This is a genomic window from Tropicimonas sp. TH_r6 (genome assembly GCF_033101155.1).
GTDB lineage: Bacteria > Pseudomonadota > Alphaproteobacteria > Rhodobacterales > Rhodobacteraceae > Tropicimonas.
In genome coordinates this window covers 110335-130872 of sequence record NZ_JAWMPX010000010.1, presented here as the reverse complement: position 1 = coordinate 130872, position 20538 = coordinate 110335, and the positions used below count along the sequence as shown (strand labels likewise).

Below are 20538 nucleotides of genomic sequence, written 5' to 3'. Positions count from 1 at the left end.
GAGACGTGGAAATGAAACTCAAGACGATTGCCCTTGCGGGCGCGATGTCGCTGCTGTCCTCGGTCGCTTTCGCCGAATGTGCTTTCGAGAACACCGTGCCGCTGAAATCGCTCTCTGCCGGATTCGAAGCCTGGAAGGTCGTGACCGATGCCATGGCCGAATGCGGCAATTTCGAAGCCTCTCTGGATCAGGAATTCCGCGAGAAGCAGCCTGAGGCCTTCGCGGCCGATCCGGCGCTTTACAATATCGGCGGCGTGGCCAACGGAACAATGGTGCCGCTCCTGAATGCCGGCACGATCCGGCCGCTGGACGACCTGGTCGAGAAATACGGCGCGGCCCTGACGCCGAACCAGCTCATCAAGATCGATGGCAAGGTCATGGCGGTCGCCATGCAGGTCAACGCCCAGCACCTGATGTATCGCGCCGACATCCTCGCCGATCTCGGCATCGAGGCGCCCACGAGCTGGGCCGAAGTCCTCGACGCGGCAGCGAAGATCAAGGAATCCGGCGTGGTCGAATACCCGCTGGGCGGCACCTTCAAGACCGGCTGGAACCTCGGCCAGGAATTCATCAACCTCTTCCTCGGCGAGGGCGGCGAATTCTTCGGCGACGGCAACATGCCGAGCATCAACAACGAGAAGGGCCTTGCCGCGCTCGAGGTCATGATGGCCATGACCGAGTATATGGACCCGGAATATCTCGTCTCCGACAGCACTTACGTCCAACAGCAGTTCCAGCAAGGCAAGATCGCCATGGCCAATCTCTGGGCCTCCCGCGCGGCTGCGATGAATGACGAGGCCGAGAGCCAGGTCGTCGGCAAGGTCGCCATGGCCGGCGCGCCGATGGGCAGCGAGTTCCCCGCAACCACGATCTGGTGGGACGGCATCGTGCTCGCCGCCAACCAGACAGACGCCGAGGCCGAAGCCGCCTTCCAGGTCGCACTCGAAGGCATGGATGCGGAGATGGTCAAGGCCAACAATGACACCGGCATCTGGCTGATCCCCGGCTACGTTCCGGGCGAACTGGCCGCTGGCGCCGCTGCCTCCGCCGGCGCGGGTGCCAAGCCTTACCCGTCCTCGGTGCCCTTCGGCATCCTGCATACGGAGCTTGGAAACGGGCTGTCCGACTACCTGACCGGCGCCAAGGATGCCGCGACCACGTTGGCGGATATCGAAGCCGCCTATGTGACCGCCGCCAAGGAAGCCGGCGTCGTCGAGTAACGAAAATCGCGGGGAGGGCGGCGCTCTCCCCGTCATCCCCCCCGCGAGCCTCGGAAACGCGAAGGAAAGCCCCATGAAGTTCAAGACCTTTGCCGTCTTCGTCGGCCCCTCGGTCCTGATGATGCTGCTCTTCATCGCGTTTCCGCTGGTTTCGGTGTTCCTCCAATCCTTCCAGATCACACAACCGGTCTACGAGACCGTGGAGGTCGAGACCTGCACCCCCGGTTTCCTCGTCCAGACCTGCGTGACCGAGGAGAAGTCCCAGCCGGTGCTCGACGCGGCGGGCGAGATCGTCACCACCACCGAATGGGTCGGGTTGCAGAGCTATCGCAACGTGCTGGAGCCGGAAAAGGCCTGGGCGGCGCTCAAGGCGTTCGATTTAACCGGGCTTCAGACCATCGATTTCTGGAAGGCGCTGCGCTTCACGCTGAGTTTCACCTTCATCACCCTGCCGCTCGTCATCGGCATGGGGCTGGCCATCGCCATTGTCATCAACAACGCGACCAAGAAGATCCGCGGCCCGGTGATCTTCATCTCGCTCCTGCCCTTCATCATCACGCCCGTGATCGGCGCTCTCTCGATCAACTGGCTCTTTCGCGGCGACGGCATCCTCACGGCCACGCTGGAGCGGCTGCTCGACCGCGACATCGCCCTTTTCGCGCAGGCCTGGACCATCGAGATCCTGATGATGTTCTACCGCATCTGGCATGTCGCCCCCTTCGCGGCGATCGTCTTCTATGCCGGCCTGCAGACGGTGAATTCCGACAGCCTGGAATCAGCGCTGATCGACGGCGCCTCACGCTGGCAGCGGCTGAAATACATCGTCATCCCGCATCTCATGCCGCTCATCGTCTTCGTCTCGATGATCCACCTGATGGACACTTATCGCGTCTTCGAGGAGATCGTGGGCTTCTCGTCGCAGGGCCATGTGATCTCGCTGCAATGGCTGACCTATGACTTCCTGCAGCCCGACCAGTCCGGCAACCGCTCGATCAGCCGCGCCTCGGCCTCGGCCATGCTGACCATGATCGGGATCGCCATCATCCTCGTCCCCTTGCTCAAGCGCACCTGGCGCGACCATCGCGGGAGCCACTGACATGCAAGCCGTCCACCGCCAGCCGCTGAGCCTCAAGCTGCTCTCCTCCGGCTTCCTGATCTTCTGGTGCGCCATCGCCGCTTTCCCGATCCTCTGGATCACGGTGATGAGCGTCAAATCCCCTGTCGACGCCTTCGACGCCTCGGCCTGGAATGTCATCTTCGGTCCTGAGACGCTGGCCACCGGCAAGGGCATCTCGATCCTCGACATTCTGACCTATCTCGGCTGCGCGCTCTGGATGGGCCGGAGCATTGCAAAGCTCCTGCCGGACATGGTTCGCTCCTATGCGCCGCAGGGCCGCCAGTGGCTCGGCTGGCTGATCGGCGTCTCCGTGACCGGGCTCGTCCTCTTCGTCACCTTCTTCGCCCTCCTGCCGGCGCTGCTGAACACGCTCAACCCGCTGGTGGGCCCACTGGGCAAGGATGTCTGGGGCTTCACCACGGAGCATTACTACACCGTCTGGGTCGAGCGCGGCTTCTTCCAGAATTTCCAGAATTCCCTGATCGTCACCGCCGGAGTCGTCACCATCTCACTCACAGTAGGCACGCTGGCGGGCTACGGCCTCGCGCGCTCAGGCTCGGTGCTGGCCTTCTGGATCCTGATCATCGCGCTGGTCTTCCGGGCACTGCCGCATTCGGTGCTGGTGGCGGGCTACCTGCCGGTCTTCATCAACTCCGCCGAGATCCTGAAGCCGATCCTGGGCGACGCCGCGCCGACGCTTTACGGCAAGCCCTGGGCCGTGATCGCCGTACTCGTCGCCATCAACCAGCCCTTCACGATCTGGATGCTCAGGAGCTTCTTCCAGAACATCCCCGCCGAGCTGGACGAGGCCGCCCGCGTCGATGGTTGCAGCCATTTCCAGGCCTTCCGGCGGGTGATCATGCCGGTCATGTGGCCGGGTGTCATCACAACAGGGCTGTTTTCGTTCCTGCTGGCCTATAACGATTTTCTTGTGACGTCGCTGCTGCTAGACGCGCAAAACCAGACCATGGTTCCGGCCATTGCCGGCATGTTCAACCGAGAGACCACCACGACCGATCAGGTCGTCGCTGTGGCCGCTGCTGTCTCGATCACCGCACCGCTCTTCATCCTGGTCATGGTGTTCCAACGACAGATCGTCAGCGGCCTGACAGCTGGTGCTGTGAAGGGTTGAAAGAAGGAACTCCGATGGGCTGGGATATCGCTGCTGCACACAAGCATTCTTTCAGAAACCGTGCTGAAATCGAAGCAAGCGAAACATGTGCGTGTTTTTACTGTCGGGGGGTGTTTTCGCCGTCCGAAATCTCGGAATGGACCGACACCCGTTCAGTCCCCGCAAGCGGTGACGATGACACGGCGCTCTGTCCGCAGTGTCAGGTCGATTCCGTCTTGGGATCAGCCAGCGGTTACCCCGTGACCGATCCTCTGTTCCTGACATCCATGCATGAAAGGTGGTTCGAATGAAGGGTTCCCGCCCTGAACAGGCTGTGCTCAGCCGCGACACGGACATGAACAAGACCGAAGAGACCCGCGCCGTGATCGAAGGCATGGTGGACGGTCTCAACGATCACCGCATCGCCGATATCGGCGAGTTCTTCTCCAGCGGTTTCCGCTGGATGGGCAATACCGGCTGCGGCACCAAGACCGGCCTCAAGGAATTTCAGGACAACTGGCAACGCCCCTTCCAGGCGGCGTTTTCGGACAAGACCTGCATCGACGAGGCGCGGCTCTACATGGGCGAGTGGGCGGCGGCCTTCGGACGCCAGGAAGCGACGCATACGGGACGTTTCATGGGCGTGGAGCCGACCGGCAAGCGCATCGAGATCCGCTACATGGATTTCTGGAAGGTCGAGGACGGCAAGATCACCGACAACTGGGTGATGGTGGATTTCCCGCATGTGCTGGCGCAGCTCGGCGTTGATGTCTTCAACGGCGAGGGCTGGGAAGCCTTCGACCGCGGCGAGCGCGACGCGCCGCGTCCAGCGTGACACGGTGAGGAGCAAGCCAGATGCGTGATGTTCACACAGCCAACAAGGCCGTCATCGCCCCGCTGCGGGCCGCGATGTATGATTTCGATGAAAGCGATGTTCGCGCGGCGCTGGACGTGCTGGTCACGCCTGACGCGGTGGTCCATATGTGCCATCCCTTTGGCGACCTGACGGGCCCGGCGGAGCTGTATGACGCATGCTACGCGCCGCTTCTGTCCTCCATCCCGGATCTGGAGCGCCGCGACTGGATTGTCATGGCGGGGCCGGACGAGCAGGGCGCTGACTGGGTCGGTGCGGGCGGCTTCTATACAGGCACCTTCGTCGCCCCATGGCTCGACATTCCGCCGACGGGGCATCAGGTCCACATGCGGTTCCACGAGTTCTATCGGTTCGGGGATGGCAAGGTCACGGAGATCCAGACGCTCTGGGACATCCCGGAAGTGATGATGCAGGCCAATGCCTGGCCCATGGCGCCAAGCCTCGGGCGCGAGTGGAACGTGCCCGGCCCGGCGACCCTGGACGGGATCGTGCCCGGGCCGTGGGACCCGGAAAGGGCGAAGGCCAGTCAACAGCACATCATCGACATGCTGGAGCATATGAAGAAACACCCCTCCCAGGGCGGGCCGGAGGTGATGGAAATAGAGCGATTCTGGCATCCGAGAATGAACTGGTACGGACCGGCAGGCATCGGAACGGGGCGCGGGATCGCAGGGTTTCGGAACTGGCACCAGATCCCCTTTCTGGCTGGCATGCCGGATCGTGGCCAGTATCTGGACGAGATCACCTATCACTTCTTCGGCGATGGCGACTACGCCGCCGTGACCGGCTGGCCCGACATGATCCAGACGGTCACCGATGATGGCTGGCTGGGGATCGCCCCGTCCGGCAAGAGGATCACCATGCGCAGCCTCGATTTCTGGCGGATCGAGAATGGCAGGATCCGGGAAAACTGGGTGATGGTGGACATTCTCGATGCCTACCGACAACTGGGGGTGGACGTGTTCCGCCGTCTGCGGGAATTCAACAAGGCTCGGGTGCCGGGCGTGGTCCCGTTCCCGGTCGGAGAGCGTTAAGGGTTTGATACGCCCCGGTCCAACCGGGGCAGAGCAGGCGGAGGAGTGGCTTCAGGATCATGGCAACACGGGTAACAGCACAGATGGTTGCGGAACGTGCCGGCGTCAGCCAGTCCGCCGTCAGCCGTGTCTTCACGAGCGGCGCCTCCGCTTCGCCAAAGACGGCGGATAAGGTGCGCAAGGCGGCCGCCGAGCTTGGCTATCGACCCAATGTGCTGGCGCGCGCCATGGTCTCCGGGCGCAGCCGCATCATCGGGCTGGTGGTCGCCTACCTGGAGAACCTCTTCTACCCGGAAGTTCTGGAGAAACTGTCCGGTGCGCTGCAGGCCAGAGGCTACCATATCCTTGTCTTCCTGACCTCCCAGACCGAGCGCGAGGCGGACGAGATCGTCGAAGAAGTCCTCTCCTACCAAGTCGACGGGATCATCCTCGCCTCTGCCGCGCTCTCATCCGACCTCGCGTCGCGGTGCGAGGCGGCCGGCGTTCCGGTCCTGCTCTTCAACCGCTCGCAGGATGTGTCCGGGCTGAACGCGGTGACCACGGACAATTTTGCCGGCGGGCGCAAGGTTGGCGCATTCCTGCTGGCCGGGGGGCATGAGCGGATTGGCTATATCGCCGGCTCCGAAGCGGCCTCGACCCAGCGGGACCGGGAGGCCGGCTTCCGCGCGGCGCTCGCCGAGGCGGGGCGCGACCTCGCCAGCCGGGAGATCGGGGATTTCGACAGCGACCGCAGCGCCGAGGCCGCGCGCCGGATGTTCTCGGGGCCGGAGCGCACGCGCCCCGATGCGGTTTTCGTCGCCGGCGACCACATGGCGCTCATCGTCATGGATGTCCTGCGCTACGAACTCGACCTGTCAGTGCCCGGCGATGTCTCGGTCGTCGGCTATGACGATGTGCCAAGCGCAAGCTGGCACGCCTACAACCTGACGACAGTGCGTCAGCCCGCCGGCCTCATGGTCGAGAAAGCCGTCAACGCGCTCCTGGAGGCGATCGAAGCCCCCGAGAGTGCCGAACCCAAACACGAGGTCGTCGATGCGGAGCTGATCCTGCGCGGCTCGGCCCGTCTGCCTGAAGGATTGACGAAATGAACGGTTTCGACCCGAAATTCCGCGACTTTCCTGACTATATCATCGGCATTACGAAGGAGATCTGGGAAGATCGCGGCATCGCCACGCTGCATGACTACTACGCGCCGGATATCGTCGTGCGCTCGCCGTCTTCGGTGGTGACGGGGAATGAAAATGTCATTGGCGCGACGATGGCGACGCTGGCGGAGTTTCCGGACCGCACCCTGCTTGGCGAAGACGTGATCTGGTCCGGTACACCCGAAGACGGGATGTTGAGTTCGCACCGGATCCTGTCGACTGCGACCCATCTGGGGGACGGCGCCTATGGAAGGGCGACGGGGCAGAGGCTCAGCTATCGGATCATCGCCGATTGCCACGCGATTGCGAACAGTATCAACGACGAATGGCTGATCCGAGATCAGGGCGCGATCGTGCGGCAGATGGGATGGGAGCCGAAGGCCTATGCCGCCGATCTGATCGCGCGGGAGGGCGGGCCGAAGGCCTGCGCGCAGCCGCTGACCCCCGAGACCGATCTTGCCGGCCCCTACCAAGGCCACGGCAATGACAATGAATGGGGCGCCCGCTATGCCGAAAGCCTGACCCGGATCATGGGCGCGGACATGGCGGTGATCGAGCAGGCGTATGACCGGGCCGTGCAGTCGGAATATCCAGGCGGGGTCACCGGCCATTCCTTTGGCGCGGTTGACCGTTTCTGGATGGGGCTGCGCGCCTCCTTCCCGAATGCCCGGTTCGAGATTCACCACCAGATCGGTCGCGACGATCCGATGATGCCGCCTCGCGCCGCGATCCGCTGGAGCCTGCATGGGCGGCATGATGGATGGGGCACTTTCGGAGCTCCAACTGGCGCCGAGGTCTACGTGCTGGGCATCAGCCACGCTGAATTCGGCCAGTTGGGCACGCCCGGGCCTGTGGTTCGACGCGAATGGACCCTCTTTGACGAGACCGCGATATGGAAGCAGATCCTGATGCAGAGCGAATTGGCCTGAGCGTGTGGCGACAGGCATGAGCGTCGATGCGATAACTGCGCGGTCCCGTGGACAGCCCGAGCGACAGCTGATCTGGCTGTTGTCGCTTGCATGTGGCGTGTTGGCCTCGAATGTCTATATCGCGCAGCCGCTGGCCGGGCCGATCTCCGAGAGCCTTGGCCTGAACGCGGAGGTGGCCGGGCTGGTCGTGACGCTGACCCAGATCGGTTATGGCGCCGGGCTTTTGCTCGTTGTACCCCTCGCCGACCGCGTGGAGAACAGGCGCCTGATCCTCGGGCTCGTCGCCCTGGCGGGGCTGGGGCTGTTTGTGGCCGGTGGCACTGCTGCGGCGACGCTCTTCCTGACAGCCAGTCTTGCGATCGGGCTCGGGTCGGTCTGCGTGCAGGTCCTCGTGCCCTATGCCGCGCATCTGGTCTGCGAGAGCCGCCGCGGGCAGACCATCGGCATCGTTACGGCGGGCCTCATGCTCGGGATCATGCTCGCGCGTCCGGCCGCAAGTGTCATCGCCGAGTTTCTGGAGTGGCACTGGGTGTTCCGGATCAACAGCTTTCTCATGCTGGGACTGCTGCTCACGTTGGCCGCGCGCCTGCCCAGACGCCAGCCGCGAACTCGCGAGAGCTACCTTGCGGTGATTGCCTCCATGCTCGCGGCGCTCGGCCGATATCGCCTGCTCCGGGAACGAATTCTCTACCAGGCCGCGCTGTTTGGTGGCTTTTCGCTGTTCTGGACGGCGGCGCCGATCTGGTTGATGCAGCCACAGTGGGGATGGAGCCAGGGCGAGATCGGACTTTTTGCCATGACGGCCGCGACGGGCGCGCTGGCCGCGCCTCCGGCGGGGGCACTCGCCGATCGGGGACGGAGCCGCTTGGGCACGGCGATGGGGCTGGCCATGGCTGCGGGCGGCTTCTTGCTGACCCTTTGGGCCGTGCCTGGCCATGCCGGCGGCGCGCTTGCCATGAGTGTCGCCGCAGCCCTGATCAATGCCGCTGTGACCTTCAGCTTCGTGATCGGCCAACGCGAGATATTTGGTCTCGATGAGAGCGCCCGTGCGCGACTCAACGGCGTGTTCATGGCCTCCTTCACGCTCGTTGGCGCGGCATTCTCAGCCCTTGGGGGCTGGTGCCTTGCGCGTTTCGGATGGGAGGCGGTGACCTGCGTCGGCCTGGCTGCGCTGACACCCGCCGTGCTGGTTTTTCTGCGACGCCATCTCGGCGCGGCGGACATGTAGGCTGCTCCTCTTCAAGGCCCGTTTCGCGGGCAAGCTCGCTCGAAGCCTGCTCAGCCGCGCGCGAGAAGCCTGTCCACCTCTTCGCGGGTCGGCGCCGAGGCGGAGGCACCGCGCTTGGTCGTGGACAGCGCGCCGCAAGCTGCCGCGAAGCGCACGGCGTCTCCCAGGGGCTTGCCTTCTGCGAGTGCTGTGGCGAGCCCGCCGTTGAAACAGTCCCCGGCGGCGACAGAATCGATGCTGTCGACCTTGAAGGGGGCGATGAAGCCACCGCTTTCTGCGTCCTGGAAATAAACCCCGGCCGCGCCAAGCTTGACCACGGCTGCGGCAACGCCCTGGGCGCGCAGCTTGCAAGCCGCTTCGGCGGCTTCCTCCGGATTGGTCGGCTTGAGGCCGGTCAGCAGCTCGGTTTCGGTCTCGTTGGGCGTGATCACATCGATCCGCGCCAGCACGCCGGGCGCGTAGCCTTCGCTCGGGGCGGGAGCGGGGTCGAGGATGACGCGGCCTCCGGTCTGGCGGGTGTGGTCGGCGGCCATGAGCGCTGCTTGCAACGGGATCTCCATTTGCAACAACAGGATATCGGCGACGGCGAAGGTCGCGGCGGCGCGATGGACGTCGCTGCCGTCAATGGCCATGTTGGCCCCGCCGATCACGGTGATGCAGTTCTGCGCCTCGGCATCGACCCCGATCACGGCTATGCCGGTATCGCTTTCCGGGTCTTCGTAGATGCCGGAAGTCGGGACGCCAAGTGTCCGCAGTTCCCCAAGTGCCTTGGCCCCGAACTCGTCGCGCCCGATGCGGCCGACGAGTGTCGTTTCAATGCCAAGCCGCGCAGCGGCGACGGCCTGGTTGCAGCCCTTGCCGCCGAGCCCGAGCGCGTAGCGGCTCCCATGCAAAGTTTCGCCGGGGCGGGGCAGGCGGGTGCCATAGGCTGTCAGGTCGATATTGATGCTTCCGAAGACGGCAATGGGCATGGGGCGTGTCTTTCTTCTAGCGCAGGGAATCGCGGGCCACGAGTTCTGGCAGCTTGCGGATCAGCGCGGGCAGTTCCTCGCCGCGTTCGAGATGTCCGATCAGGATCTCGGCGGCTTCGAGGCCAAGGCCGAAACCGGGCTGCCGGATCGTCGTGAGCGCCGGGTAGAGATAGGAGGCGATCTCGAGGTCGTCATAGCCGATGACCGAGATGTCTTCAGGGATGCGCAGGCCCCGCTCGGTGATGGCGCGATAAGCGCCCATCGCCATCAGGTCGTTGAAGGCGAAGACCGCCGAAGGGGGTGCGGCGCGGTCCAGCAGTTCGACCATTGCCTCGTAGCCGCCATGGGCGGAGAGGTCGCCGGTGACGATCAGGTCGGGGTCAAGCTCGAGACCGGCCTCTGACATGGCCTGTTCGAAGCCTTCGAGACGGTCATGCGAGCGAGGGTGGTTGACGGGGCCGGTGAGGCAGCCGATCCGGTCATGGCCGCGCTGGATCAGCGCTTCCCCGGCGAGCCGGCCGCCGAGCAGGGAATCGTCGCCTATGGCACAGGCATTGGGCATCGGCTCGGAATCGAGCACGGCGCGCGGCAGCGTGTTGAGCCGCGCCAGATCTTCCTGGAATTCGGGATCGCGATTGGTGGTCATGACGACGAGAGCGTCGATGCGCTTCTGCATCAGCGTCTGGAGATAGGCGCGCTGGCGGCCGGGCTGGTCGCCGGCATTGCACAGGATCAGGCTGTAGCCGGCCCGATAGCAGCCTTCTTCGACGCCGGAGACGATCTCGGCGAAGAATGGGTTGGTCGAGGAGGTGACGAGCATGCCGAGCGTGTGGGTGCGCTTGGATTTGAGCGCGCGGGCGAGATAGCTTGGCTGGTAGTCCAGGTCTTTCACCGCCTTCTCGACGGCGGCGCGGGTGTCCGGGGCGACGAAGCGGGTCTTGTTGATCACATGCGAAACGGTCGAAACCGATACGCCGGCGGCTTGCGCCACGTGTTTGATACTGACCATTTCTGCCTCGCTTTCCGGGGGTGCTCCGGGGCAGGTGCACTGCCCCGGAGCCTGTTGCTGTGTGGAAAGCCTACTTCTGGATCAGCTGGAGCGGAACCGGGGTGTAGTCGGCCACGTCCTCGCCCTTCAGGATCTTGTCGGCGGTCTCGACGCCGAGCGAACCGATCATCGCGGCTTGCTGGGCGACGGTGGCGAGCATGGAGCCGTCGTTCACGGCGGCCACGGCATCGTCGGTGCCATCGAAGCCGATCACGAGGATGTCGCGCTTGGCAGCCTCGATGGCCTTGATCGCGCCGAGCGCCATCTCGTCGTTATGGGCGAAGACAACATTCACTTCGGGCTGCGCCTGGAGGATGTTCTCCATCACGTTGAGACCCTTGGTGCGGTCGAAATCGGCGGCCTGGGAGGCGACGATCATCAGGCCGTCGACAGCATCGATGCCCTTGTTGAAGCCTTCGCCGCGGTCACGGGCGGCAGAGGTGCCGGGCACGCCCTGAAGCTCGACGACCTTGGCCGCGCCTTCAAAGGTGGCGTTGACCAGTTCAGCGGCCATCTCGCCACCCTGGATGTTGTCGGAGGCCACGTGGGAGACCACATCACCGCCCGAGGCGCCACGGTCCAGCGTCACGACCGGCACGTCCTTGCGGTTGGCGGCGCGGATGGCGGAGCGGACAGCGTCCGAATCCGTCGGGTTGATCATCAGCAGTTTCACGTCCTTGTTGAGGACGTCCTCGACGGCGGCCAGTTCCTTGGCCGGGTCGTTCTGGCTGTCGAGCACGAGCAGTTCATAGCCAAGCTCGCCGGCCTTCTCCTCGGCGCCCTCCTTGAGGGTGACGAAGAAGGGGTTGTTCAGCGTCGAGACGACGAGGGCCAGCGTGTCTGCGGCAAAGCTGGGTGCGGTGGTGCCAAGCAGCATTGCGGTGGCGGTGGCCAGTCCAAGAAGCTTTTTCATGACGGTTCTCCTCCAGGTTGGGTCATGTAGGGTCTTAGCGGGAAGATGCCTTGCTGCGGCCATCAGCGACCACGGCAAGCAGGATGACAGCGCCCTTGGCGATCTGCTGATAGTAGGACGAGACATCCATGATGTTCAGCGCGTTGTTGAGCACGCCGATGATGAGGGCACCGATAAGGGTGCCGGTGATACGGCCGCGCCCGCCGGCGAGCGAGGTGCCGCCAAGCACGACAGCGGCGATGGCGTCCAGCTCATAGGCCATTCCGGCGGTGGGCTGGGCGGATTCGAGCCGCGCGGTCAGGATGATACCGGCCAGCGCGGAGAGCGCGCCGGAGGTGGCGTAGACGATGAGCTTGACGCGGGCGACGTTGACGCCGGCCAGCCGCGCCACCTGTTCGTTGCCGCCAATGGCATAGACATAGCGGCCGAACTGGGTGTGGTTGAGCACGTACCAGCAGATCAGGAAGGCAACAGCGGCGATGATGACGGGGATGGGGATCTCGGCCACGTAGCCGCCGCCGATCTCGTAGAAGCTGTTGGCGACGTCGAAATCGCCGGTCGAGATGGGGCGGCCATCGGTATAGACGAGCACGAGGCCGCGTATCATGGTCATGCCCACGAGCGTCGCGATGAAGGCCTGAACGCCGAAATAGGCGACAATAGTGCCGGAGGCTGCCCCAAGTGCTGCGCCGATGACCAGCGTGGTCAGGAGCGCCACGATCAACGGCGTGTCGGCGGCGATCATCGAGGCGCAGACCGCGCCCGCGAAGGCCAGGATGGAGCCAACCGAGAGGTCGATCCCGGCCGTCAGGATGACGAAGGTCATGCCCATGGCGATGATGGCGTTGATCGAGGTCTGCCGCAGGATGTTGAGCAGGTTGTCGACGGTCAGGAAGTTCGGCGAATAGAGCGAGACCGCGGTCATCAAGAGGATGAGGCCGAAGAGCGGGATGTTCTCGCGGATGAAATCCTTGGCGTTCATTTTGTGCCTTCCTCCAGGAGTTCGACCGGGGTGCATTGGGTGGAAGCCAGGCCGCTCGGCTCTTCGGAGCCGGTCGCGCGCAGGGCAATGGCCGAGATGAGGCCCAGAAGGGCCAGCACAGGCAGGGTTTGGGGGGCGAGAAGCTGTGCCATCATCCGACCCGGGCCTCCTCGAGACCGGCGACGGTGCAACGCATGATCGCTTCCTGATCGGCTTCCTCGCGGGTGAAATCGCCGGTCATCAACCCGTTCGACATCACCAGGATGCGGTCGGAAATACCCATCAGTTCCGGCATGTCCGAGGACATCAACAGGATGCAAAGCCCCTCGGCCTTCAGCTCGTTGATGAGCTGGTAGATCTCGCGCTTGGCGCCGACATCGACGCCCCGGGTCGGCTCGTCGAGGATCAGGATGCGCGGTTGGGCGACCAGAGACTTGGCGATCGAGACCTTCTGCTGGTTGCCGCCCGAGAGCTGCGAGATCACCGCGTCGATCCCGTGGGTCTTGACCGAAAAGGCGTTGATATAGCGGGTCGCTTCGGCCCGTTCGGCGCGTTTGTCGATATGGCCGGTAGGGCTTGTGAAGCGGAACAGGCCGGTGAGCGAAAGGTTCTGGCGCAGCCCATGCGCCTGGATCAGCCCTTCGAGCTTGCGGTCCTCTGTGACATACCCGATCCCGGCGGCGACACCGTCGCGCGGGCTGCGCAGGCGGGTCGGCTGGCCGTCGATCTCGATGGTTCCAGACTGCGCCGGGTTGGCGCCGTAGATTGCCTTGCCAAGCTCGGTGCGGCCCGCGCCGACCAGCCCGGCAAAGCCCACAACCTCGCCCGCCCGCGCCTCGAAGGAGACATTGCGCACGCCCGGGGCGCTGAGCGCGACCACCTTGAGGCGGATATCGGCCGGCTCGGCGGGGATATAGGGGTATTGGTCGGAGAGCTCGCGTCCGACCATGTGCCGGATGAGCCCGTCTTCGTCGATCTCCGAGACAGGGCCCTGATGGATCATGTTGCCATCCCGCAGCACGGCGACGTCGTCGCACATGCGGAAGATCTCGCCCAGGCGATGTGAGATAAAGACCAGCCCCTTGCCTTCGCCGCGCAGTTTCTCGACCACGCCGAAGAGGATCTGGGTCTCGACATCGGTCAGTGCGTCGGTCGGCTCGTCCATGATGATGATCTCGGCCTGCATCGACAGCGCGCGGGCGATCTCGACCATCTGCTGTTGGGCGATGGAGAGCTTGCCGGTCTCTGTCCAGGGATCGATGTCCTGCTGAAGCGCGCCCAGCCAGTGACGCGTCTCGCGCTCGATCTCGGACCAGCGGATACGGCCCATCCGGTCTGTCGGCTCGCGGCCGAGGAAGATGTTCTCGCCGACAGAAAGGGCGGGGAGCAGGTTCAGTTCCTGATGGATCATCGCGATCCCGGCATCCATGGACTGGCGCGCGGTGGTGAACTGCACCTCCTCGCCGCGCAAGCGCATCACGCCCGCGTCGCGGTGGTAGATGCCGGTTATGATCTTCATCAGGGTCGATTTGCCGGCCCCGTTCTCGCCCGCCAGTGCGACGACACGGCCGGCTTTGACAGTGAAATCGACGCCGCGCAGCACGCGTACCGCGCCGAATGCCTTGTCCACATCTTCAAGTTGCAGAAGCGCTGTCATGGATGTCTCCCGCCTCAGAAGGGCACGCCGGAATAGAGGATTACATTGGCATAGGGCGTGAACTCACCCGTCCGCACGATGGCCTTGCAGTCCCCGGTGAGGCGTTTGAATGCCTCATGCGAAACGTAGTCGATCTGGATCGGCTTGTTCTGCGCCGTCACCAGAGCGCCGATCTGGTCGAGAACCGCCCCGTGATAGTCCGGCTGCTGGTCCCTCAGCTCTTCGGCCAGAACGGCACGTTCGAGCACAAGCTCGGAGCCGATGGCCGGCAGCACGTCCAGGAAGGCGGGCAAACCAGCGCGGATGGCAAGGTCGATGCGCTCGACCGTCGGGGGAATCGGAAGCCCGGCATCACCGAGGCAGAGCGAGTCGGTATGACCCATCTGTGCGGCAACGCGGGCAATCGGGGCGTTCAGCAGGGAAGCCTTGCGCATGATCTCCTCCATCATGGCGTGCGAGTCGGGCTCGACGATACGTCAGGAAAACGTTTGCGCAAAGGTTTTCTTATGGGGTTGTTGCTCAACTTTCCTGAAAATGGCCGGCTGGTGAGGGGCAGGCGGCTGCAAATGAAGGCTTTTTTTTGGGACATGCCAATACGTCGCAGATCGCAACTGTGATGGACGCTCGTCTTCGGATTGGGCATATCTTGGGGCGTGAGTTGGGTTCCACGAGGGCTGCCAGGCGGAAATTCTGTCTCCGCGCGGCCGCGGGCCCGCCCCGATGCGACACAGGCGTATCGGAGAAACAGGAATGGAAAGGGAATGACATGAACAAGGCTCTTACCTATCTGGCTGTCGCGCTGAGCGTTGCCGCCATGCCGGCCTTTGCCGAGGGCGATGCTGCTGCCGGCGAAAAGGTGTTCAAGAAATGCAAGGCATGCCACGCGGTGGGCGAAGGCGCCAAGAAGAAGGTCGGTCCGCCGCTCAATGGAATCATTGATGCCCCTGCCGGTCAGTTCGAGGGGTTCAAGTATTCGAAGAACCTGATGGAACTGGCTGAAGGTGGCCTGACCTGGGACAACGCCACCATGGCCGCTTACCTGACCAAGCCGAAAGACGTGATCCCGAAAGGCAAGATGGCCTTTGCCGGGCTCAAGAAGGAAGAGGACATTGCCAATGTCATCGCCTACCTGGCGACCTTCCAGTAAATCTGCCTGACGGCAGACCGCAGGGCCGCCCAGACATGGGCGGCCCTTTTCCGTTCCCGCGTCAGGAGGGCTCGCCCTTCTCGGCGAACAGTTCAACGGCGGATTTGGCGTGCCAGTTGTGGCCCGTGGCCAGCACGCAGGTGGTGCCGTCGGCCTGGGTCATCAGCAGGGTCCAGCTCCCGGTATCGGGCGATGCCCAGATCTCGACGAGGCGGTCCTGCGAGTGCAGGCCGATCCCGGCCTGTTCCTCGTCATATTTCACCGCGAGATTCTCGGTGACATTGTCGCGCGCGGCGCATTGGATCCCGGAGGCAAGGGCGGGCGGGGCTGTGGCGGCCATTCCGAAGACAAGGGCGGCGGCGAGGTGGCGCTTGAACATGTGACTCTCCTATCCGTTCAAAAAGACGGGGCGGAGAGGCGCTGGAGCGCGTCCTGCCCCCGGGCGGCAGGCCCATACGGGAAACCTGATCGGCAAATCCCGTTTTTCAAAGCTTTCTGGCGTGCGATCGCAGGGCGATTTTGCGCGAGAATTGGCCATTTGCGCAAAAAGCAGTCGATTCTGTCGGGTCCTGTGCAAGCTCCGGGCAGCGCGACAATGCAGGTGCAGCATTTCAGGAGCGGCTTGCCGGCTTGATCTTCGCGCGCGCATCCGGCAAGGGTTGCCGGACCATTTGCGAGGACCGACATGACCCGGATCGACGATACATTCGCGCGGCTCAAGGCCGAGGGAAAGAAGGCTTTCGTGGCCTATGTGATGGCGGGCGATCCCGACTACGAAACATCGCTTGAGGTCGTGAAGGGGCTTCCGGGCGCTGGCGTGGACATCATCGAACTGGGCATCCCCTTCACCGATCCGATGGCAGACGGCCCGACGATCCAGCTTGCCGGCCAGCGTGCGCTGGAGGCGGGCATGACTCTGGAGAAGACGCTCCGACTCGCAACCGAATTCCGCAAGACGGATAACGAGACGCCTATCGTCGCGATGGGCTATTACAACCCGATCTACAATCGCGGTGTGGATCGCTTCCTTGAGGATGCGAAGGCGGCTGGAATCGATGGGTTGATCGTGGTCGACCTGCCGCCCGAGGAGGATGACGAGCTTTGCATCCCTGCCCAGGCCGCCGGGCTGAACTTCATCCGCCTCGCCACGCCGACGACGGATGACAAACGTCTTCCGACCGTCCTGCAGAACACCTCCGGCTTCGTCTATTACGTGTCGATCACGGGCATCACCGGCGCCGCCGAGGCGCAGGCCAGCGATGTCGCCCCCGAGGTGACGCGGATCAAGGCGCAAACCGACCTGCCGGTCATCGTCGGCTTCGGTGTGAATTCGCCAGAGAAGGCCGAAGCGATTGCCGGTGTTGCCGACGGCACCGTTGTCGGCTCCGCCATCGTCAAGCTCATCGGCGAGGGCCGGCCTGTCCCCGAGACCCTGGCCTTCGTGAAGAGTCTCGCCGATGGGGCCCATCGCGGCTGAGCGCTCCTGCGCTGCGGTTTTATTCGATCATCTGCGCTGATGTGACAGCCTGCCCGAATGGCTATTCGGGCAGATCGGGAATTGCTGCTAACCGGGCAAGTTGGTAAGGAAATGTAACCAATACCCCCGGGAGGCTCTCGACATGTCTGTCATCACCACCATCGACGATCTCAAGGCCATCTATCGGCGCCGCGTGCCGAAAATGTTCTACGATTACGCCGAATCGGGAAGCTGGACCGAGCAGACCTTTCGCGAGAACAGTTCCGACTTCGAGGAAATCCGCCTGCGCCAGCGCGTTGCGGTGGACATGACCAACCGCTCGACCGCTGCCGAGATGGTTGGACAGCCGGTCTCGATGCCGGTGGCTCTGGCGCCGGTCGGCTTGCTGGGGATGCAGCATGCCGATGGCGAGATCGCCGCTGCCCGCGCCGCCGAGCGCTTCGGCGTGCCCTTTACGCTGTCGACCATGTCGATCTGCTCCATTGAGGCCGTGGCGGAGAACACGACCAAGCCGTTCTGGTTCCAGCTTTACACGATGACGGATGCCGATTTCGTCGGCCGCCTGATCCAGCGGGCCAAGGATGCCGGCTGTTCGGCGCTTGTGATCACGCTCGACCTGCAGATGGCCGGGCAGCGCCACAAGGATCTCAAGAACGGCCTCTCCGCCCCGCCCAAGCCGACCCTGAAGAACTGGATCGACCTGTCGATGCGCTGGAGCTGGGGGCTCGGCATGCTGGGCACGAAGCGGCGCGAGTTTGGCAATATCATCGGCCATGCAAAGGGGCTGGACGACCCGACGCAGCTCTATGAGTGGACCGCCAAGCAGTTCGACCACGCGCTGGACTGGAACAAGGTCGCCAAGCTCATCGAGAAGTGGGACGGCAAGGTGATCCTCAAGGGCATTCTCGACCCAGAAGATGCGCGCATGGCCGTGAAGGTCGGCGCGGATGCGATTGTCGTCTCCAACCACGGTGGCCGCCAGCTCGACGGTGCGCTGAGTTCGATTCGCATGTTGCAGCCGATTCTCGACGAGGTTGGTGGCGAGATCGAGGTGCAGATCGACAGCGGCATCCGTTCGGGTCAGGACGTGCTCAAGGCGCTCGCGATGGGCGCGGATTCCACCTATATCGGCCGTGCCTATGTCTATGGGCTGGGCGCCAATGGCGAACAGGGCGTGATGGAAGCGCTGGAGGTGATCCGCAAGGAGCTGGACACCACCATGGCGCTGTGTGGCCGACGCAATGTCAGCGACCTGGACCGTGACATGCTGCTCATCCCGGAAGGGTTCGAGGGGCGCTGGCAACACGGTTAAGGCGACTCGGTTTCGGGCGAGGCCAACTTGGATGAGCAAGAATATTGCGTTTGAGCTGGCCCCCGGCAAACATGTCGCACCGGTCGATTGGGTCTTTTGCGGAAGATTTCGTCCAATCCGGACAGATTCGTGATCACTTGTTTTCAGGGGCTGCCTCACTGGCAAGCCCCTGTTTTTTAATGTGTTTGCGGTCACGATTGAAAACTAATTTACAGATGACGCAAGTGTCAGGTTAACGGCTTCACAGAAAAATCTCTTTTCTGAAAAGACTTACCCGTTTTTTGACGAAAAGCGTTACAGTGCAGTCAAGCCGCGGCCGGGGAGGGACGTGTCTTGTTGGTGCAATGCGCCGAAAGAGCAGTTTCTCCCGTAAGGTTGCAGAAGCCAATACAGGGAGGGAGATCCATGACTGCTAAATCGAAGGCCGCCGAGGTTGGCGCCATCCCCGCCGACTTCAAGAAAAACGCTCATATCGACGAAGCGAAATACGAGGAGATGTATGCCGCCTCGATCAACGACCCCGAAGCGTTCTGGGGCGAGCATGGCAAGCGCCTCGACTGGATCAAGCCTTATACCAAGGTCAAAAATACCTCCTTCGAACCGGGCAATATCGACATCAAATGGTTTGAGGACGGCACGCTGAACGTCGCCGCCAACTGCATCGATCGCCACCTCGCGAAGCGCGGCAACCAGACCGCGATCATCTTCGAGCCCGACGATATCCACGAGCCGGCGCAATACATCACCTATCGCCAGCTGCATAACCAGGTTTGCAAGCTCGCCAACGTTCTGGAAGATCTCGGCATCCGCAAGGGCGACCGCGTCGTCATCTATCTGCCGATGATCCCGGAAGCCGCCTACGCGATGCTCGCCTGTGCCCGTATCGGGGCCGTGCATTCGATCGTCTTCGCCGGCTTCTCTCCCGATGCGCTGGCTGCACGTGTCAACGGCTGCGACGCCAAGCTGGTCATCACCGCCGACTACGCTCCGCGCGGCGGCCGCAAGACCCCGCTCAAGTCCAATACCGATGCAGCACTCCTGCACTGCATTCACGATCCGTCGGTCCTCATGGTGCGCCGCACCCGCGAGCAGACCACCTGGGTCGATGGGCGCGACTACGATTACGGCGAGCTGATGCTCGAGGCCGACGATCACATGACGCCGGCTGAGATTGGCGCCGAGGATCCGCTCTTCATCCTCTACACCTCCGGCTCCACCGGTCACCCCAAGGGCGTGGTGCATACCTCTGGCGGGTACCTTGCCTATGCGGCGATGACCCATGAATACACCTTCGACTATCATGACGGTGACGTCTTCTGGTGCACCGCCGATGTCGGCTGGGTCACCGGCCACAGCTATATCATCTACGGCCCGCTGGCGAATGGCGCCACGACCGTGATGTTCGAAGGTGTGCCGACCTACCCCGATCCCGGCCGGTTCTGGGAAGTGGTCGAGAAGCACAAGGTCAACCAGTTCTACACCGCGCCGACCGCCATTCGCGCGCTGATGGGCAAGGGCACCGAATGGGTCGAGAAGCACGACCTCTCCTCGCTCAAGCTGCTGGGCTCCGTCGGCGAGCCGATCAACCCGGAAGCCTGGAACTGGTACAACGAGAATGTCGGCAAGGGGAAATGCCCGATCGTCGACACGTTCTGGCAGACCGAGACCGGCGGCCACATGATCACGCCGCTGCCCGGCGCGCATAAAGCCAAGCCTGGCGCGGCGACCAAACCCTTCTTCGGCGTCCAGCCGGTCATCCTCGACCCGCATTCCGGCGCCGAGGTCTCCCAGACCGAAGCCGAGGGTGTTCTGTGCATTCGCGACAGCTGGCCCGGCCAGATGCGCGGCGTCTGGGACGATCACGGTCGCTTCGAGAAGGCCTATTTCTCGGACTACAAAGGCTATTATTTCTCGGGTGACGGCTGCCGCCGCGATGCCGACGGTTATTACTGGATCACCGGTCGCGTCGATGACGTCATCAACGTCTCGGGTCACCGGATGGGCACGGCGGAAGTCGAGTCGGCGCTGGTTGCACATGCCAAGGTCGCGGAGGCCGCAGTTGTCGGTTACCCCCACGATATCAAGGGTCAAGGCATCTATTGCTACGTGACGCTGATGAACGATGTCGAGCCGACGGACGAGCTTCTCAAGGAGCTCAAGATGTGGGTGCGCCACGAAATTGGCCCGATCGCCAGCCCCGATGTCATCCAGTGGGCCCCTGGCCTGCCGAAAACCCGCTCGGGCAAGATCATGCGTCGCATCTTGCGCAAGATTGCCGAGAACGACTACGGATCTCTTGGTGATACATCGACGCTCGCTGATCCCAGTGTTGTCGATGATCTCATCGAAAACCGTATGAACAAGGGATAATCG

General features: G+C 63.3%; 20 protein-coding genes. 12 read left to right on the top strand and 8 right to left on the bottom strand.

The window, feature by feature from the left end; translation table 11 throughout:
- Positions 1-11 precede the first annotated feature (11 nt).
- The 8 genes from R3X27_RS12005 (at position 12) to R3X27_RS11970 (ending at position 8658) form a co-directional block, all read left to right on the top strand.
- The gene (locus R3X27_RS12005) at positions 12-1220 is read left to right on the top strand and encodes an ABC transporter substrate-binding protein (protein WP_317709102.1); all 1209 of its coding nucleotides are present in this window, start codon (positions 12-14) and stop codon (positions 1218-1220) included.
- A 73-nt stretch (positions 1221-1293) separates the two neighbouring features.
- Positions 1294-2316, top strand: a complete 1023-nt coding sequence (locus R3X27_RS12000) for a sugar ABC transporter permease (RefSeq protein ID WP_317709101.1) — start codon at positions 1294-1296, stop codon at positions 2314-2316.
- 1 nt (position 2317) lies between these two features.
- Positions 2318-3469: a carbohydrate ABC transporter permease gene (locus R3X27_RS11995; protein ID WP_317709100.1), complete on the top strand. Its 1152-nt coding sequence runs from the start codon at positions 2318-2320 to the stop codon at positions 3467-3469.
- A gap of 286 nt (positions 3470-3755) precedes the next feature.
- The gene (locus tag R3X27_RS11990) at positions 3756-4283 is read left to right on the top strand and encodes an ester cyclase (RefSeq protein WP_317709099.1); all 528 of its coding nucleotides are present in this window, start codon (positions 3756-3758) and stop codon (positions 4281-4283) included.
- Between the two features lie 20 nt (positions 4284-4303).
- Positions 4304-5356 carry an ester cyclase gene (locus R3X27_RS11985; protein WP_317709098.1) on the top strand — a complete coding sequence of 351 codons (1053 nt, stop codon included), beginning with the start codon at positions 4304-4306 and terminating at the stop codon, positions 5354-5356.
- Between the two features lie 59 nt (positions 5357-5415).
- Complete coding sequence (locus R3X27_RS11980; RefSeq protein WP_317709097.1) at positions 5416-6444, top strand: LacI family DNA-binding transcriptional regulator; 1029 nt, start codon at positions 5416-5418, stop codon at positions 6442-6444.
- Positions 6441-7430, top strand: coding sequence for a nuclear transport factor 2 family protein (locus R3X27_RS11975; RefSeq protein WP_317709096.1), 990 nt, complete (start codon positions 6441-6443; stop codon positions 7428-7430). Before R3X27_RS11980 ends, R3X27_RS11975 begins: the two co-directional genes overlap by 4 nt.
- 16 nt (positions 7431-7446) lie before the next feature.
- The gene (locus tag R3X27_RS11970; RefSeq protein ID WP_317709095.1) at positions 7447-8658 is read left to right on the top strand and encodes an MFS transporter; all 1212 of its coding nucleotides are present in this window, start codon (positions 7447-7449) and stop codon (positions 8656-8658) included.
- A 50-nt stretch (positions 8659-8708) separates the two neighbouring features.
- Here R3X27_RS11970 and rbsK read toward each other — a convergent pair whose 3' ends face one another.
- The 7 genes from rbsK to rbsD all read right to left on the bottom strand — a co-directional run bounded on the left by rbsK (position 8709) and on the right by rbsD (position 14663).
- A complete protein-coding gene (rbsK, locus tag R3X27_RS11965; protein WP_317709094.1) occupies positions 8709-9629 on the bottom strand; it encodes a ribokinase in 921 nt (306 codons plus the stop codon).
- A gap of 16 nt (positions 9630-9645) precedes the next feature.
- Positions 9646-10638 carry a LacI family DNA-binding transcriptional regulator gene (locus R3X27_RS11960; RefSeq protein ID WP_317709093.1) on the bottom strand — a complete coding sequence of 331 codons (993 nt, stop codon included), beginning with the start codon at positions 10636-10638 and terminating at the stop codon, positions 9646-9648.
- Between the two features lie 70 nt (positions 10639-10708).
- The gene (rbsB, locus tag R3X27_RS11955) at positions 10709-11590 is read right to left on the bottom strand and encodes a ribose ABC transporter substrate-binding protein RbsB (RefSeq protein WP_317709092.1); all 882 of its coding nucleotides are present in this window, start codon (positions 11588-11590) and stop codon (positions 10709-10711) included.
- A 34-nt stretch (positions 11591-11624) separates the two neighbouring features.
- Positions 11625-12572 carry a ribose ABC transporter permease gene (gene rbsC, locus R3X27_RS11950; RefSeq protein WP_317709091.1) on the bottom strand — a complete coding sequence of 316 codons (948 nt, stop codon included), beginning with the start codon at positions 12570-12572 and terminating at the stop codon, positions 11625-11627.
- Complete coding sequence (locus tag R3X27_RS11945; RefSeq protein ID WP_317709090.1) at positions 12569-12727, bottom strand: hypothetical protein; 159 nt, start codon at positions 12725-12727, stop codon at positions 12569-12571. Before R3X27_RS11945 ends, rbsC begins: the two co-directional genes overlap by 4 nt.
- On the bottom strand, positions 12724-14229 hold the full coding sequence (locus R3X27_RS11940) for a sugar ABC transporter ATP-binding protein (protein WP_317709089.1): 1506 nt from the start codon (positions 14227-14229) through the stop codon (positions 12724-12726). Before R3X27_RS11940 ends, R3X27_RS11945 begins: the two co-directional genes overlap by 4 nt.
- 14 nt (positions 14230-14243) lie before the next feature.
- The gene (gene rbsD, locus R3X27_RS11935) at positions 14244-14663 is read right to left on the bottom strand and encodes a D-ribose pyranase (RefSeq protein WP_317709088.1); all 420 of its coding nucleotides are present in this window, start codon (positions 14661-14663) and stop codon (positions 14244-14246) included.
- Between the two features lie 332 nt (positions 14664-14995).
- Here rbsD and R3X27_RS11930 point away from each other — a divergent pair, with 332 nt between their 5' ends.
- Positions 14996-15376, top strand: coding sequence for a cytochrome c family protein (locus R3X27_RS11930; protein ID WP_317709087.1), 381 nt, complete (start codon positions 14996-14998; stop codon positions 15374-15376).
- Between the two features lie 61 nt (positions 15377-15437).
- Here R3X27_RS11930 and R3X27_RS11925 read toward each other — a convergent pair whose 3' ends face one another.
- Positions 15438-15755: a hypothetical protein gene (locus R3X27_RS11925; protein WP_317709086.1), complete on the bottom strand. Its 318-nt coding sequence runs from the start codon at positions 15753-15755 to the stop codon at positions 15438-15440.
- A gap of 306 nt (positions 15756-16061) precedes the next feature.
- On the opposite strand from R3X27_RS11925, the gene trpA reads away from it, so the two are divergent.
- From trpA to acs, 3 genes are all read left to right on the top strand, one after another.
- A complete protein-coding gene (trpA, locus tag R3X27_RS11920) occupies positions 16062-16853 on the top strand; it encodes a tryptophan synthase subunit alpha (RefSeq protein WP_317709085.1) in 792 nt (263 codons plus the stop codon).
- A gap of 142 nt (positions 16854-16995) precedes the next feature.
- Positions 16996-18165: an alpha-hydroxy acid oxidase gene (locus tag R3X27_RS11915; RefSeq protein ID WP_317709084.1), complete on the top strand. Its 1170-nt coding sequence runs from the start codon at positions 16996-16998 to the stop codon at positions 18163-18165.
- 405 nt (positions 18166-18570) lie between these two features.
- Positions 18571-20535 (top strand): acetate--CoA ligase, encoded by a 1965-nt coding sequence (acs, locus tag R3X27_RS11910; RefSeq protein WP_317709083.1) that lies wholly within the window; start codon positions 18571-18573, stop codon positions 20533-20535.
- The last annotated feature ends 3 nt before the right edge of the window (positions 20536-20538 follow it).